The sequence below is a fragment of the Pedobacter sp. AC163 genome (assembly GCF_979258665.1).
In genome coordinates this window covers 2,964,016-2,978,033 of sequence record NZ_OZ409872.1, presented here as the reverse complement: position 1 = coordinate 2,978,033, position 14,018 = coordinate 2,964,016, and the positions used below count along the sequence as shown (strand labels likewise).

General features: G+C 36.5%; 19 protein-coding genes. All 19 read right to left on the bottom strand.

Features of this window, described 5'->3' with window-relative positions; all coding sequences use genetic code 11:
- Positions 1 to 4: 4 nt before the first annotated feature.
- A complete protein-coding gene (locus ACZZZK_RS12830) occupies positions 5 to 229 on the bottom strand; it encodes a hypothetical protein (protein ID WP_463484478.1) in 225 nt (74 codons plus the stop codon).
- A gap of 3 nt (positions 230 to 232) precedes the next feature.
- Positions 233 to 499, bottom strand: a complete 267-nt coding sequence (locus ACZZZK_RS12825) for a hypothetical protein (RefSeq protein WP_463484477.1) — start codon at positions 497 to 499, stop codon at positions 233 to 235.
- A 220-nt stretch (positions 500 to 719) separates the two neighbouring features.
- Positions 720 to 1,064, bottom strand: coding sequence for a hypothetical protein (locus tag ACZZZK_RS12820; protein WP_463484476.1), 345 nt, complete (start codon positions 1,062 to 1,064; stop codon positions 720 to 722).
- An 11-nt stretch (positions 1,065 to 1,075) separates the two neighbouring features.
- A complete protein-coding gene (locus ACZZZK_RS12815; protein ID WP_463484475.1) occupies positions 1,076 to 1,627 on the bottom strand; it encodes an RNA polymerase sigma factor in 552 nt (183 codons plus the stop codon).
- Between the two features lie 208 nt (positions 1,628 to 1,835).
- A complete protein-coding gene (locus tag ACZZZK_RS12810) occupies positions 1,836 to 2,336 on the bottom strand; it encodes a hypothetical protein (protein WP_463484474.1) in 501 nt (166 codons plus the stop codon).
- A gap of 20 nt (positions 2,337 to 2,356) precedes the next feature.
- The gene (locus ACZZZK_RS12805; protein ID WP_463484473.1) at positions 2,357 to 2,608 is read right to left on the bottom strand and encodes a hypothetical protein; all 252 of its coding nucleotides are present in this window, start codon (positions 2,606 to 2,608) and stop codon (positions 2,357 to 2,359) included.
- Positions 2,609 to 3,524: 916 nt separating this feature from the next.
- Positions 3,525 to 3,701 (bottom strand): hypothetical protein, encoded by a 177-nt coding sequence (locus ACZZZK_RS12800; RefSeq protein WP_463484472.1) that lies wholly within the window; start codon positions 3,699 to 3,701, stop codon positions 3,525 to 3,527.
- A 134-nt stretch (positions 3,702 to 3,835) separates the two neighbouring features.
- Positions 3,836 to 4,075, bottom strand: coding sequence for a hypothetical protein (locus tag ACZZZK_RS12795; protein ID WP_463484471.1), 240 nt, complete (start codon positions 4,073 to 4,075; stop codon positions 3,836 to 3,838).
- Between the two features lie 85 nt (positions 4,076 to 4,160).
- Complete coding sequence (locus ACZZZK_RS12790) at positions 4,161 to 4,286, bottom strand: hypothetical protein (protein WP_463484470.1); 126 nt, start codon at positions 4,284 to 4,286, stop codon at positions 4,161 to 4,163.
- Positions 4,287 to 4,393: 107 nt separating this feature from the next.
- Positions 4,394 to 5,050 (bottom strand): hypothetical protein, encoded by a 657-nt coding sequence (locus ACZZZK_RS12785; RefSeq protein ID WP_463484469.1) that lies wholly within the window; start codon positions 5,048 to 5,050, stop codon positions 4,394 to 4,396.
- 275 nt (positions 5,051 to 5,325) lie between these two features.
- A complete protein-coding gene (gene secG, locus ACZZZK_RS12780; RefSeq protein ID WP_265797288.1) occupies positions 5,326 to 5,682 on the bottom strand; it encodes a preprotein translocase subunit SecG in 357 nt (118 codons plus the stop codon).
- A gap of 14 nt (positions 5,683 to 5,696) precedes the next feature.
- Positions 5,697 to 6,731, bottom strand: a complete 1,035-nt coding sequence (locus ACZZZK_RS12775) for a hypothetical protein (protein ID WP_463484468.1) — start codon at positions 6,729 to 6,731, stop codon at positions 5,697 to 5,699.
- A gap of 72 nt (positions 6,732 to 6,803) precedes the next feature.
- Positions 6,804 to 7,310, bottom strand: a complete 507-nt coding sequence (locus ACZZZK_RS12770; RefSeq protein WP_463484467.1) for an LptE family protein — start codon at positions 7,308 to 7,310, stop codon at positions 6,804 to 6,806.
- A gap of 30 nt (positions 7,311 to 7,340) precedes the next feature.
- Positions 7,341 to 8,591, bottom strand: coding sequence for a sigma-54 interaction domain-containing protein (locus ACZZZK_RS12765; protein ID WP_056850706.1), 1,251 nt, complete (start codon positions 8,589 to 8,591; stop codon positions 7,341 to 7,343).
- Positions 8,592 to 8,654: 63 nt separating this feature from the next.
- On the bottom strand, positions 8,655 to 10,070 hold the full coding sequence (miaB, locus tag ACZZZK_RS12760) for a tRNA (N6-isopentenyl adenosine(37)-C2)-methylthiotransferase MiaB (protein WP_463484466.1): 1,416 nt from the start codon (positions 10,068 to 10,070) through the stop codon (positions 8,655 to 8,657).
- Positions 10,071 to 10,209: 139 nt separating this feature from the next.
- Entirely contained in the window at positions 10,210 to 11,235 is a 1,026-nt protein-coding gene (locus ACZZZK_RS12755) for a sensor histidine kinase (protein ID WP_463484465.1), read from the bottom strand.
- Between the two features lie 57 nt (positions 11,236 to 11,292).
- On the bottom strand, positions 11,293 to 11,949 hold the full coding sequence (locus tag ACZZZK_RS12750) for a hypothetical protein (protein ID WP_463484464.1): 657 nt from the start codon (positions 11,947 to 11,949) through the stop codon (positions 11,293 to 11,295).
- A gap of 33 nt (positions 11,950 to 11,982) precedes the next feature.
- On the bottom strand, positions 11,983 to 12,747 hold the full coding sequence (locus ACZZZK_RS12745; protein ID WP_463484463.1) for a TIGR03915 family putative DNA repair protein: 765 nt from the start codon (positions 12,745 to 12,747) through the stop codon (positions 11,983 to 11,985).
- Positions 12,747 to 14,006 (bottom strand): putative DNA modification/repair radical SAM protein, encoded by a 1,260-nt coding sequence (locus tag ACZZZK_RS12740; protein WP_056850711.1) that lies wholly within the window; start codon positions 14,004 to 14,006, stop codon positions 12,747 to 12,749. Before ACZZZK_RS12740 ends, ACZZZK_RS12745 begins: the two co-directional genes overlap by 1 nt.
- Positions 14,007 to 14,018 lie beyond the last annotated feature (12 nt).

Here is a 14,018-nt window from a genome sequence, read left to right as displayed (position 1 = left end):
CTGCTTACTTATTTAAACTATCAATTGGAGTGACCACGCTATCAACTGCTTTCCAGTTGTGGTGGCTAAAATCGTGGTTTTTGCGGTGTGATTCGCAATCGTTTTCCCGATAATTCTTGTTCTTGAAATCTAACCGATCCGGATATCCGTTTTGAATGGCCAACACATTCAAGCTGTAAAAGGTTGCGCCTGCTACAGCTATGGCTAATAATATTCTAAATGCTTTCATGGCTTAGTAATTAATGTTGATGTGATTTGTTGGGCCGTTTCCCTGAATGTTTGGTTTGTACCATTGATTATCGATGGGCACAATTGGCGAATAATTTGAATTAAACTCTTCGAATCGATTTGCAAAGTGACGACGACGGCGACCGAAAATCATTTTGAAGAACAGACCGATAACCATCAATCCTAATATAAACTTGAATATGAAGGGCACGAAAAATACGGCTGCGCCAAGTAAAATTCCGAATGCTATAGCTTTAAATATTTGTTTCATTTTTTGATTATTTAATAGGGTAGACGGCGGTAATTTGTTTTTACTTTAAATAATTTGAAAAATTTATTTCATGCCAGGATTAGTGCTGGCTTTTCTGAACGATGTCTAAGACGGTCGTTAATGAACAATTGGAAATCTCTTCGCTGCATAGCAATCCCTTTGAGAAAAAGACGGGCAAGATTTTAAAACAAAAAAAGCCAGCTTTTCAGCTGGCTTAAAATTATTCTTTGTTTCGATGTCCCCATCCTCCACAACGGCGGCGGTATTCTTCTTTAAACTTGGCCCTTTCTTCCTCATTCATACCATCCCATTTCGAGCGCATTTCCCTGGCTTTTTCGCGAAAGCGGTTGTTGCCCCCACCTTTGTTGAAATTGCCAAACAACAAGCGGCAAAGTACCAGCAACCCCAATGCTTGCCAGAAATTTAATTTACCGGCGTGGACTACTTCCGGTAAAATCCAGTTCCATAAAAACATGACAACGAAGCCTAGAGCAGCTGCAATTAGCGCTACAACAGGGATAAAGAAAATGAATTTCTTGCCTTTACTAAACTTTCTATTTCTCATTTCCTATTCAATTAATAGTTAATAAATTCTTGATATAAATTTTGCAAACGGCTACGCAAATGTTTTACTGCATAACCCTTTCTTGATATTAAAGTCTTAATGTTTTCGCCACTTTCATCAGCCAATTCTTGAAAAGTACGTTCTTCCAATTCATTCTGAACAAAAACATAACGCTGGTTTTCCGGTAATTCTTCGAGTGCCAAAAATAGCTGATCCCAGAAAAGCTTTTTCAAGCCTTCCTGCTCAGGAGAATAGGCGTCAGCCAATAAAATCTCCTTAAAGTTGATTTCCCCATCGTCCCCTTCGAAAGTAAAATCCTCCAAATGATCTTCCTTCTGCTTTCGGTATTTATCAGTGATCTTGTTTCGGGCAACGCGATAAAGCCAGCCACTAATTTGCTCTATGGCACCAGCTTCAGGCTGATTGCTTAACTGGTACCAAACATCCTGCAAAATATCTTCCGCGTCCTCATCGGTATTCACCCGCCCGCGGATGAAACTGAATAAGCGTTTCCCATAGTTGGAAACCGTAGAAATAATATTTTGAGATTCGTTTGTGGGCAAAATTATGGGGGTTATAAACCTGTAAACGGATGAGATTCCATATTACTTTAAATTACGCTCATTTTTTTTAAAAAAAATCAGGCAAAAAAACCTTCCGAAAAGGAAGGTTTAAAAGAGCTTATACTTTTGAATTTGGTTTATTCAAAATCTGTTACAGTCAATTGTTGCTTACATAATTAACCTATTATTATGCTGCATTAATAAAGTTTTAGTCTAAAAATTGCCATTCCTTGATGCCACTAGTCCAAAGTTTGTATGGTTTAGTCCCAGTCTGAATATAAAAAGCGTAACCATTATTTTTTTTATCGTTGAAATAAATATAATTCTTATAAATTATTCCGAACCAGACTTTTGGTAGAGATTTGAGATGCTTTGGGATCAAAGTATGTAAGGAATCTGGATAATGCCCATTATCTTTATTGAAATTTTCAAGGGCATGTATCACTACAGTAGCATTGTTTTCATTTAGTTTAGTTTGAAAATTTCGCACAGTTATGGTTAAAATCATGCCTAACACATAGAATATCAATCCTAGAATTAAATCTTTTTTTTTCTGCAGGACGCCGATAACAAAAATGATTAAATAAGCAAAAAAAGATACAATAAATAGCATTATTAATAAAGGAAACTTATCGTCATCACTAGTCCAGCATTGTACTAAAATAAAAGGGAAAATGAGACTTAGAAAACAAATATTTATTTTTTTCATAGTTTCAATGACTTGAATGATTAACTTTTTAATGAGCCTCTTTTATCAACTTCGTAAATAATTATCTTATTAATATCTTCTTTAATAATAACTATTTTCCATATTGGCTGGAGATCATTAAAAGGAATGCTTTTAATAGGAATATTTTGTTTATACCATCCCTCAAGTGCTTTCTGGTTTGTCAATATTGGTTCGCTGCCCTTTTTGCACGGAATAATAATAAAAAAGGGCAAAATAAAAGCAAAGAGATCCATTGGGTTGTTTTTCCTCATTTGTTTAATTTATATTTAAGATTTTTTTGAGAAATGAGAAGATTAACGTAGTAATAAATTCAAGCTACCAATTAAATTATTATATATCGTATAAAGGAATTATCGATAAACATTTATTCCAATATCCAAGGGTGTTACGATCCATCTATTATTTGAAAATGTTATTTTAAATTCGCCATAAATCTTGCTGCTTGGCGGCTCAAAATTGCCACATATTAATTTAAGAATTCTTTCTCTGGATACAACAGAATCTAAATGGGCCAAAATAACTTTTTCACTGCTCAAGCGGTTTTTGTTGAAATTTATAAAAACAACAATCTTTTTAATATGTATCAATCCTTAATTGTGCTATTAACTCTTAGATTGAAACTATCGATAGTCGTTGACTGTAGTAGAGAATAAAATTTTTTATTTGATAAAGCTGACCTGATAATCAATTTTACCTCACTATCCTTCAAAACTTTATTTTCCTTGTTACATGAACAAAAAAGGAAAATATATGCTATAAACCAATAAAATGATTTCATATTGTTTACCTAGTATTTACTTAAACTTAGTCTTTTTGTTAGCTTTCAGTTCACAATATGTTTGAACTAATAGCCGTCCATTAGCTTGCCTTTTATAAAGTTTGACTTTCATTTCCACATCTATCGCCGCAATAATAAGCTGAATAAATAAATACGTAATTGTTATCGGCACTAAAAATTGGTCTTGACAGTATGAAAAAGTCTTTTCCGATTTGTTATTTAAAGTTAGGCCATTTTACTTTCTTATTGATTGGGCTCACATCTTCTGAAATGATAATAGAATTTGGAATTATCGTTTTCGACCATATTATTGTAGTATCATTCAATAGATTTTCCATCGAAAATTTAGCTTTTGTTTCGTTTTTTACATGTTCAATCAGGCAACTTGATTAAGCGCTGATTTTAATCTCCTTGTCCATCAAAATAATTGTATCCTTTTTTAATACATCCTTTATGAAAAAGTTGATAAACTCCTTAGTTTGTGAATTTTTAGTGGTGTCAGTTTCTTTGTTCCTCAGGCAAGATACTATTTTGATAAGCAAAACACAGTAGATTAATCTATTCATATAAATAGCTTTTAAAAAATATTTATTAATCAGGATCACTTAATCTTTTAAACCATATGAAATTGGAATTGATTATCGAATTGAACCTTTCCGCCATAATACTTAACTCAAATTGAAACCCAGCATCATTTCCATTATGAATCATTAGGGTATTTACTTGTTAAACCATTACCAAAATGGACGAATTCGTGAAGTATTATTGCGGTTAGATAGAATTTAAACGCAGAAGCTTGCCCTAGTCTAAGTAAATTTGGGTCATTTGCAAGGTCTGAATCTAGTGTAATAACATTTAAATTTTTGTCGTACTGCCCACTTGCCGCTAAAAGGTCTTTAACAACAATACCTGGTCCATTTCCAGCTTTCAAATTATTCAAAATTTCTTGTTCGGATAAGTTTGAGTATTTTTTAAAGTCGCCATTAGTTTAGGGTGATTCTTTACCTTTTCATATAATCCGTCAATTATCTTCGCAATAGTAGGGTATTTGGCGCATACGTTGCGCTAGCAGCAAGGGTGGCAAATCCAATGTCGTGCCTAATAGCAGCATCAGCCAATCTTTCTTCTCTCACACCGTGAAAATTTACCATCGGGATAGTTTTAGGGCAGGAATTATAACTGGGAGGTGGGCATGGGGGTAGTTCCTCCATCACCACCATTACAAACTGTTGTGGTACTGGTAAATAAATACATTTAATTACCACTCATTTGAGAAATAGGTTTTAAATAATTTTTCAATCTCAATTATAGTCTTACGCCCTTTTCTACCTGGACAAACCTCTTCTTCATAAAATCGAGGTGCGTAAAAACACAAGCATTTTATAGTACTTTTTGTTATTAAATATAAACTAATACCTCCTCCATCGTAAACATTTCTATCATGTCCATCTTTAGCGTTCGGACAACCTTCACCATCAATTGAATCATCATTAATCTGCCAAGGTTGTTGCTTTAACAAAGACTGCCAAAAAGTTTTACTACTATCCCTATTTAAATAAAGGGGATTAAAATAAATATTAACATCTGCTGGTGCGTTCAAGTAATCTAATCTATTTCTTTTATAAAGTCTATATCCAATTGCCTTAGGTAACAAAATTCTTTTATCTATTTCTTTAAGCTGCTGATATTGATAAATAGATATTGTATCTCCTACCTTACTTATTATAAAATATTCGGGTCTATTAATGCGGTAGTTCATCCTTTCAAAAAGAATGGTGCTATCTGCATTTTTTTGTAAATATTTATGCATTGGCGTAATGTCCACCTGAGGCACAGCATTAATTTTTTGAGCAAAAACAGCTATTGCAACATGATTAAAAATCAACAATAAAAAATATTTAAAATCTATTTTCATATTAATTACAGATTGGTATACCCTTTTTGAACTCTGGTTTATCTCCACTATCCTTATATGGCAATGCCAAATTATCAATTTCATCTTTCGTTATGAAATTTCCATTATTCATTTTTTATAATGTAGTGCCAATAGCAGATTTATATGCTATAGAATCAGGAACGCCACTCCATGCTAAGGCATATGCCTCCTTTAGTTCCAATCCAAATATAAATACAAGACAAAAAAAAGCTTTCCCTTTTGAGGAAAGCTTTTTGAAATTTTTATAGTCTAAACTATTTTTTAGTCGTATCAGTAGTAGCTGGTTTTGCCGGAGCAGTGTTGTTTAATGATCCACCAAGTGGAGATGGAGCAGGAGTTTTATCCAAACGCTCTTGAATAGCAGAGTTTCCTACAGCTGTAGCGCCACCGCCATTTTTAGTAATCGTAGTAATTCCTAAGGTTAAAATCACAATGGCAGCTAACAAAACCCACGATCCTTTTTCTAGAACATCGCCCGTACGTTGAACGCCAAACATGTTGCTTGTGCCACCGCCTGTTGCTAAACCACCACCTTTAGGGTTTTGTATCAATACAAATAAGCCTAAAGCTATACACACAACAATTAATAAAATGATTAAAAAGGTTACCATGGTAATATTATATTTTAAAATTTCTTTTCTATAGATTGGATAAGGTCGGCAAAGTAACGGCTTTTTTCTGGATATTTCAAACTTAATTTTTTATAAGTATCTATGGCTTTGTGATAAAGCATTTGCTCGATGTAAATTTTCGCCAAAGTTTCCGAAACGAGGTCGTAGTGATCTTCTGCGCTCTTTTTTGCCTTGTTTTCGTTATCGATTTGTTCTGGCTTCGGTGGTTTAATTGTAGGATCTTCCTTCAAGAATTTCTCGATAATTTCAGCGCCCTTTGCATCTTTAACTTCTGGAGTAGGGTATTCAGCTAAATGATCTGCTACTTCGAAAGGAGTTTGAATGTGAAAGATGTGCTCCACATATTGCTGCTGAAATTCTGCTCTTTCTTGCTGCTGGCTAGTTTGTTGCTGTTTTTGAGCTAAACCTGGCCGAGGTTGCGCATAAGGCTGAAATATCTGTTCGTGCTCTTTTCTTGTTTTGGCCAACCACCACAGAAACGTATAAGGAAGTTGGTCGTCATCGTACTTAGAAACACGGTGAATTTCCGGTTCATCAGGAGTAACGGTTTCGATTTGTGGCGGCTCAGGAACAACATCAGTACTTAGTTTTTGTTCAAAAGCAAAGAAATCAGTTGCAGCTACGCTTTCAATAAAGTTGTTTTCATCTGCAGGCAAGTCTAATAAATGGCTATCTATTCCTGGCAAATTTTTCGGCGTTTCTATTTCCGAAGGTGGAACAATCTCAGTTGCTGCTGTATTTTCATCTTTAATCTCTTCAGAAACTAATTCTTCTTCAACAATTTCTTTCCCAATGATCTCTTCTTCCGCCTCGATACTTGGTACTATGTTTAATATATGAAATAAGGTGTGCCCTTTAGTATACAGAGCCGCTTTAGGAACAAACGATGCCTCTGCCTTCGCCAGTAACAAGTGGATGGGCTGTGCATAGGGAAACTGTGCTGCCATTTCTTTCAACATTGGCACATGCGCTAACCCAACCTTTCCGGGTTGAGCAAGTAAATCTGCCAGTAGTTGTTTGTTATCCATTGTTGAGGTTTGTCGCTAAGTTAAAAAATGTAAGCGGTTTTTAAGAAAAGATTGTATTGTGTAATTGGATATTTACCACTGCGCAAAAGCCCTGTTAAAAATATCTTCGGTTAATTGTTTGTTAATCTGATCAAGCGCATTTGGCAATGCCGCCTGAATGGAAGCCCCATTTAAAGGAAAATCGAAAAATTTGGTAAAGCTTTCTTCAAAACTTTCTTTTTCTTTTCCAGCTACGTTATTTACATATTTGACAGATACCGTTACGGTTAATCGGTTAGCGCCTGCAGTAGGTGTAGAACTCGATTGCAATGCAACCGGCTTAATATCGTAACCGGTAATTCGTCCTTCAAAAACAGCATCAGCTTCAGTAGTGGAAACACTCAGGTTTGTTTGGTTCCGAATTCTGGTTTTTAGCGCTTCAGTTAGCTGATTATTTAGATTTGGAACAACAAGTGGCGCATTATTTTCGAAAGTACGCACAATAACCGTTTTTAAACCTTCGGTTGATGCTCCACTGAACTTGTAGGTGCATGAGCTTAAAGCAGCAATGAGAAGGATGGCAAATATTTTGATTTTCATTAAAATGAAGATTTAAGTTGGTTTAAGCTTTTATAAGTTCAACTCTTTAATTTTTCTGTATAAAGTTCTTTCTGATATGCCTAACTCTTGGGCGGCGAACTTGCGCTTTCCTTTGTGTTTTTTCAACGCTTTCTTGATCAAATCAGATTCTTTATCTACTAGTGATAACGATTCTTCAACTTCTTCCGCTTCGTGGGCAAAATAATCGCCATTATTATTATTGCTTCCGTTGTTATTATTACTTTGTGTAGGTTGTTGGATGGTAAAGCCATGTTCCTGCCCCGATGGGAGCTCCACATCCCGGTAAAGTTGGTTGATGTACTGAGGATTATCAGCTAAAACGGTTGCCGTATTGCCACCATGCTGAATAATTTCAGCCACTAACTTTTTGAGTTCAACCATATCTTTTTTCATATCGAAAAGCACTTTGTACAGAATATCTCTTTCTGTAAAATCTTCTTTCGATTGAGAATTGATCGCCATTGGTAAATTGCTTCCGGCCTCATTTGGAATATAGTTTAAAATGGCTTGTCCGGTTACATTTCTATCCTTCTCTAAAACGCAAATTTGCTCGGCAATATTTTTCAGCTGGCGAACATTTCCTGGCCAACTGTAATTGGTCAAAATCTGTACAGCATCAGGCTCTAAGTGTAAAGCCGGACTGCGGTATTTATCACTAAAATCGGCAGCGAACTTTCTAAATAAAAGATAAATATCTTCTTTACGCTCTTGAAGCGCAGGAATACGCAAAGGCACTGTGTTTAAACGGTAGTACAAATCCTCACGGAATTTGCCGTTTTTTACACGATTGTAAACATCAACGTTGGTGGCGGCAATAATCCGAACATCTGTTTTTTGAACTTTCGATGAACCTACACGCAGGTATTCGCCACTTTCTAAAATTCTTAATAAGCGGGCTTGAGTACCCAGTGGCAATTCAGCAACTTCATCCAGAAAAATGGTTCCGCCATTGGCTACTTCGAAATAACCTTTTCGGGCCTCGTGTGCTCCTGTAAACGATCCCTTCTCATGGCCAAAAAGTTCTGAATCAATAGTGCCTTCGGGAATGGCACCGCAGTTTACCGCAATGAATGCACCATGTTTGCGGGCGCTCATTTGATGGATAATCTGTGAAAAAACCTCTTTACCGCTTCCACTTTCGCCAGTAATTAATACCGACATATCTGTTGGCGCCACCTGGCTTGCAATATCTATAGCACGATTAAGCAAAGGTGAATTACCTATAATGCCAAATCGTTGTTTAATATTTTGTGTATCCATTTAGTACTTAGTAGTTAGTATAAAGTAGTTAGACATCGTCTTTGTTCCTTTATCCTTATTCTATTAAACAATTCTTCCAATCAGCGTAGCTGAAGTACATCTTTCGATATAAACGTTTGCATATTGCCCAGGTTTTACACCTTCAATAGCTGGAAAAATAGCCATTGCACCGCTATCTCCGCGTCCGCAGTAATCCAGGTCAGATTTTTTAGAAGTTCCTTCGATCAAAACCCGGATCGTTTTTCCCACCCATGCCTGTAAACGCATTAATGAATGCGCCTGCTGTTTGGCTAAAATTTCTGCTAACCTGCGTTTTTTTACTTCTTCCGGAATATCGTCTGCTAGCTTACGGGCAGCTAAAGTTCCTGGGCGTTCCGAGTACGTAAAGTTGTATGCAAAGTCATACTCTACATAATCCATCATGCTTAATGTTTCCTGATGCTCTTCCTCTGTTTCTGTACAGAAACCCGCAATGATATCAGTAGAAATTGCACAACCTGGAATAATTTTTTTAATCGCATCAATACGATTAATGTACCATTCGCGGGTGTAGGTTCTATTCATCAATTCTAACACACGTGTATTGCCCGATTGAACAGGCAAGTGGATGTAATTGCAAATGTTGTCGTATTTAGCAATAGTGTATAGTACTTCGTCGGTAATATCTTTTGGGTGAGAAGTAGAAAACCGAACCCTTAAGTCAGGATTTACCAGAGCGGTTTGTTCTAAAAGTTGAGCAAAGTTTACCGTTTCAGTCCCATCCTCTGAAGTCCAGGTATAAGAATCTACGTTTTGACCTAAAAGTGTTACCTCGCGATAGCCAGCCTCAAATAATGATTTTGCTTCTTCGATAATGGAGTGTGCATCGCGGCTACGTTCTCGGCCACGGGTAAAAGGCACAACGCAAAACGAACACATATTGTTACAGCCCCGGGTAATGGAAATAAAGGCAGTTATTCCGTTGCTATTCAAGCGCACCGGACTAATGTCTGCATAGGTTTCCTCACGAGATAAAAGTACATTAACAGCTTTGTGGCCACTTTCTACCTGCTCAATTAAATTTGGCAAATCACGGTAAGCATCTGGCCCAACCACTACATCTACCAAACGCTCTTCTTCTAAAAATTTAGATTTTAAACGCTCGGCCATGCAGCCCAAAACACCAACAATTAATTTTGGATTGCGGCGTTTTTCTACCCCAAACTGCGAAAGACGATTTCTAACTCTGGTTTCTGCGTTTTCACGAATGGAACATGTATTTATAAAAATAACGTCAGCTTGATGATAATCGCCAGTGGTTTCAAATCCGGTTTCTGAAAGAATGGAAGCAACAATTTCGCTATCGGCGAAGTTCATGGCACAACCATAGCTTTCAATGTATAATTTGCGTGCGTCGGCTTTTACAGGAACATCTAAAATTAGTGCTTCTCCTTGTCGTGCTTCGTCATGCGTTTTATTTGGTATTTGTAAATCGATCATTCTTTAAAAAGATTTTGGGGATTGCAAAAATACACAAATATATTTAAAAGTGACAAATTGGCACGTTTAGTTTAAATGATTACAAAAGAATTGGAAATGGTGATTCGAGCTTAGCGTATAATAATTTGGACCTCAATTCTTACCCAATTTTTTGGAGGGTGAAAGCGAAAGTAGTTCCTATTCCTGGCGTGCTTCTTACCGAAATGGTTTGCTGATGGGCTTCAAGAATGTGTTTTACAATGGCCAGGCCTAAACCTGTTCCACCAACTTCTCTAGCCCTGTGGGTGTCGATTCTATAAAAACGCTCAAATAAACGGAGTAAGTGTTTTTCCTCTATTCCGATGCCATTATCGGTTACTTCGATCAAGAACTGATCATGCAGTTCAAATATTTTAATGACTGTTTCCCCGTTTTCTACGCCATATTTAATGCTGTTTACAATGAGATTAATCAGCACTTGCCTGATTTTCTCTCTATCAGCATTTACAAGGGTAACGGCTGTATATTTATCTTTGAAAAAAAGTTTGATGTGTTTTGCCTTTGCCCGATCATCCAGATTCTCCATCACCTCCTTCGCCAGGGTAACAAAATCAAATTTTTGATAATTTATTGGTGACTCACCAGTTTCGAGCTTGGAAATGGCATCTAAATCGTTAATGAGGTAACTCAAACGTTCCACATTATTTTCAGCTTTTTTCAGGAATTTAACGGCCATGTCAGGATCGTCTACGATGCAATCTTGCAGCGTTTCGATATATCCCTGGATGGCAAAAAGTGGCGTCTTAAATTCGTGAGAAACGTTTGATAAAAATTCCCGGCGAAATTGTTCCTGCTTTTTGAGTAAATCAATTTCCCTTTTTTTAGCCCCTGCCCATTCCTTAACTTCCTGTTCTACATCGTTAATCGGATCGGAGCTTACATATTCGCCAAGCGCATCTTTTAAATCTTTACCCAGTTTTAAGTTATGAATGAGTTTATAGATGAGTTTGATTTTGTTGTAAATGTATTTCTCCAGTAAGTAGTAAAAAACCAGAAAGCTGGATAGAAATGAAACGCCGAAAGATATTCCGAAATAATACCAGCTGCGCTCAAAATAGAAGTTAACCATTCCGATGGAAAGCGCAACGGCAAGCGCAGTAATTAAAACCAGCACACTTAATTTCATGGTGCAATTTAAAGCTTTTTATGTTAAAGGAATGTTAACAAGCCATTTTTGAACCATCTATTTTGTGCTTTCAAATAATAGTGTGGTTCCGTTTGAGTCGGATAGGACTAGTGTGTTTGAGTCTAACTTTAAAACCTTGTATACATCTGTTTTTTTCGGCGTTATCAGTGTTTTTTGCGGCTTGAAATCAACAAATATTTCGTTCGCTTTATTTTTAAGCCGATCAAATGGAATGGTAACGGAATTAAATCCAATGAAATCAAACGTAATGTAGTGTATGTCTAACAGTTTTCGGATCGTTAGCGATGCAGTTCCATTTACTAATGTCGTAACAGAAAATAATATTTCGAAGTTTTCATCTCTCATGGCCATCAAAGCACCATTAACAGGTGTTTTGTTATCAAACATTTGAACGTAGAGCCGTGTTAAATTAGAGGGGTCATTTTGGGCAGAAATTTTATAAGCTGATGAATCCTTATCATTCAAGGCATGATAATTTAGGTATAATTCGTTGTTTTTTAACGAGAAGCTTCCTTGACCATATTTGTCGCTCACATGCCCTGTAGATTGGTCGGAAAAATTTGAACCCTTGAATGTAAGTGTTCTGCTTCCGGCATCTACTCCAGCCGAATAAAGATATTTGCCTGTGATTTGAGCAATAGAACTACTTACGGGAAGTGAGAGTAAAAGAATTAGGACGTACCTTAAAGACATTTCAGCTTTTCTTACCAAATTAATGAAATATTTTTAACCCAATTGCTTTTCAGTTAAATATTTCCAATATCTTTTCGGTACATGTTTAACATGAAGTTTTGTGTTTTTGCGGGCTACAATATTGGCGCTTTTAAAGTAATCTTTCCAAAGAAGGGAGTAAAGCTCCTCCTTTTCATCCATCAATATGGCCGGTGGGTTTTTCTTATTTGCTTCTGTTGTAAAATCGATGGTAATTTCTTCAACAGTGTTTAGATCATAATGAAGGCCATATTTTCTTTTTAAATCGTAAATAATCCATTGCTGATTGGCATATCTATTTTTAAAATGATTATTAATTAGTGGAAGCACATTAAAGTCTGGATCAATGGAGGCATAAAACATGCCATCGCCAGTTTTTTGAAAGCGAATAAAAGCTTCCATTCTGTGCTTCTCCCGTTCTACACTTTTGGCATATTTAGAGAGTGCGATTACATGCTCGTTACCATAGTTCGTTTCGGCGCCAGCCGGATTTTGAAATATATAAATAGTGAATTGGAACAGGTGTTGAAAGGCCTCAGGAATTTCTGATAAATAGCTGCAATAGAAATTACGCAACCAGGTTTTTTTAATTTTTTTCTGAAGTCCAGCCCAAACGCGATCTGCTTTCTCGGCATTGGTATCTATAACCATTACTTCTGTAAACGCCTCCGGCTGGAAAATTTCCATAGATTTTAACGAAACGAAGCCTGGTTTTCGTTCAAACCATTCAAAAACAGCAGTTAAAAGTCCGGGCAAGGATCCATCGAAAACGTAAATCATTAAAATAAAATCAATTGATTGCTATCGGTTTTTAAATATTTGCTCTGACTTTCGGCTAAGATAAAGGCTTTAATTTGAGTACCCTGATAATCTTTTATCTGATAAGGCGTATCCACACAGGTGATAAAATGCTTCGCTCGGTTATAGGCAACGCCCATCTTTTTAAGCTGGTCAATCCTCAATTTTCCAAACTTCCTTGCTTGTACTATTTTCTGAGCCGACATAACACCGATGCCTGGAATGCGCAAAATCATTTTATAGTCAGCCTTGTTGATATCAACGGGAAAATGCTGCATATTTCTGATCGCCCAGCTGAGTTTAGGGTCAATATCAATATCCAGATTTGGATTGGCATCATTTAAAATTTCCTGTACTTTGAAACCATAAAATCGCATCAGCCAATCAGTCTGATACAACCTGTTTTCTCTTAAAAGTGGAGGTTGAGTGCCAAGTACAGGCATTCGGGTATCATCACTAATGGGTACATAGCCAGAATAATAAACCCTTTTTAGCGAAAAATTTTTATAAAATGTATTGGCAGTATACATAATATCTTTGTCGCTTTCTGGCGTTGCTCCAATTACCATTTGAGTACTTTGTCCTGCCGGAACAAATTTTGGAACATGCTTGATTAACTTTTTATCGGCGGAAAATTGAGCAATGTTTTTCTGTACAAAATCCAAAGGCTTAATCACATCGGCATGGCTTTTCTCTGGCGCTAAAAGTTTTAAACCTGCTTCAGTCGGCATTTCAAGGTTTATACTCATCCGATCTGCATATAAACCTGCTTCTTTAATGAGTTCATCGCTCGCACCGGGAATAGTTTTCAAATGAATATAACCATTGTAATTTTGTTCTAGCCGGAGTTTCTTGCAAACCAAAAGCAATCGTTCCATGGTAAAATCTGCATTTTTGAAAATCCCTGAACTTAAAAACAGGCCTTCTATATAATTGCGGCGGTAAAAATTCATGGTTAGTTCGACTACTTCATCTACAGTAAATGCAGCACGTTTTACATCGTTACTTTTCCGCGATACACAAAAAAGACAATCGTAAATGCAATGATTGGTTAACAAAATTTTAAGTAACGAAACGCACCGGCCGTCTTCCGTATAGGTATGGCATATGCCTGACGAATGACTATCACCTAGTCCTTTATTATTGTTTTTTCTGGTGCCACCACTAGATGAACAAGACACATCATATTTAGCAGCATCAGCAAGAATATTTAATTTTTCACGAATACGATCGAATGACATAGGAAATGTTTT

Coding starts and splice junctions, on each gene's coding strand:
- ACZZZK_RS12745 (WP_463484463.1), bottom strand. CDS start 12,747: ATGATTTACGTTTTCGATGGATCCTTGCCCGGACTTTTAACTGCTGTT.
- ACZZZK_RS12820 (WP_463484476.1), bottom strand. CDS start 1,064: ATGAGAAATAGAAAGTTTAGTAAAGGCAAGAAATTCATTTTCTTTATC.
- ACZZZK_RS12825 (WP_463484477.1), bottom strand. CDS start 499: ATGAAACAAATATTTAAAGCTATAGCATTCGGAATTTTACTTGGCGCA.
- ACZZZK_RS12775 (WP_463484468.1), bottom strand. CDS start 6,731: ATGGATAACAAACAACTACTGGCAGATTTACTTGCTCAACCCGGAAAG.
- ACZZZK_RS12800 (WP_463484472.1), bottom strand. CDS start 3,701: ATGAATAGATTAATCTACTGTGTTTTGCTTATCAAAATAGTATCTTGC.
- ACZZZK_RS12740 (WP_056850711.1), bottom strand. CDS start 14,006: ATGTCATTCGATCGTATTCGTGAAAAATTAAATATTCTTGCTGATGCT.
- ACZZZK_RS12750 (WP_463484464.1), bottom strand. CDS start 11,949: ATGTCTTTAAGGTACGTCCTAATTCTTTTACTCTCACTTCCCGTAAGT.
- miaB (WP_463484466.1), bottom strand. CDS start 10,070: ATGATCGATTTACAAATACCAAATAAAACGCATGACGAAGCACGACAA.
- ACZZZK_RS12805 (WP_463484473.1), bottom strand. CDS start 2,608: ATGAGGAAAAACAACCCAATGGATCTCTTTGCTTTTATTTTGCCCTTT.
- ACZZZK_RS12755 (WP_463484465.1), bottom strand. CDS start 11,235: ATGAAATTAAGTGTGCTGGTTTTAATTACTGCGCTTGCCGTTGCGCTT.
- secG (WP_265797288.1), bottom strand. CDS start 5,682: ATGGTAACCTTTTTAATCATTTTATTAATTGTTGTGTGTATAGCTTTA.
- ACZZZK_RS12765 (WP_056850706.1), bottom strand. CDS start 8,591: ATGGATACACAAAATATTAAACAACGATTTGGCATTATAGGTAATTCA.
- ACZZZK_RS12830 (WP_463484478.1), bottom strand. CDS start 229: ATGAAAGCATTTAGAATATTATTAGCCATAGCTGTAGCAGGCGCAACC.
- ACZZZK_RS12810 (WP_463484474.1), bottom strand. CDS start 2,336: ATGAAAAAAATAAATATTTGTTTTCTAAGTCTCATTTTCCCTTTTATT.
- ACZZZK_RS12790 (WP_463484470.1), bottom strand. CDS start 4,286: ATGGTAAATTTTCACGGTGTGAGAGAAGAAAGATTGGCTGATGCTGCT.
- ACZZZK_RS12770 (WP_463484467.1), bottom strand. CDS start 7,310: ATGAAAATCAAAATATTTGCCATCCTTCTCATTGCTGCTTTAAGCTCA.
- ACZZZK_RS12785 (WP_463484469.1), bottom strand. CDS start 5,050: ATGAAAATAGATTTTAAATATTTTTTATTGTTGATTTTTAATCATGTT.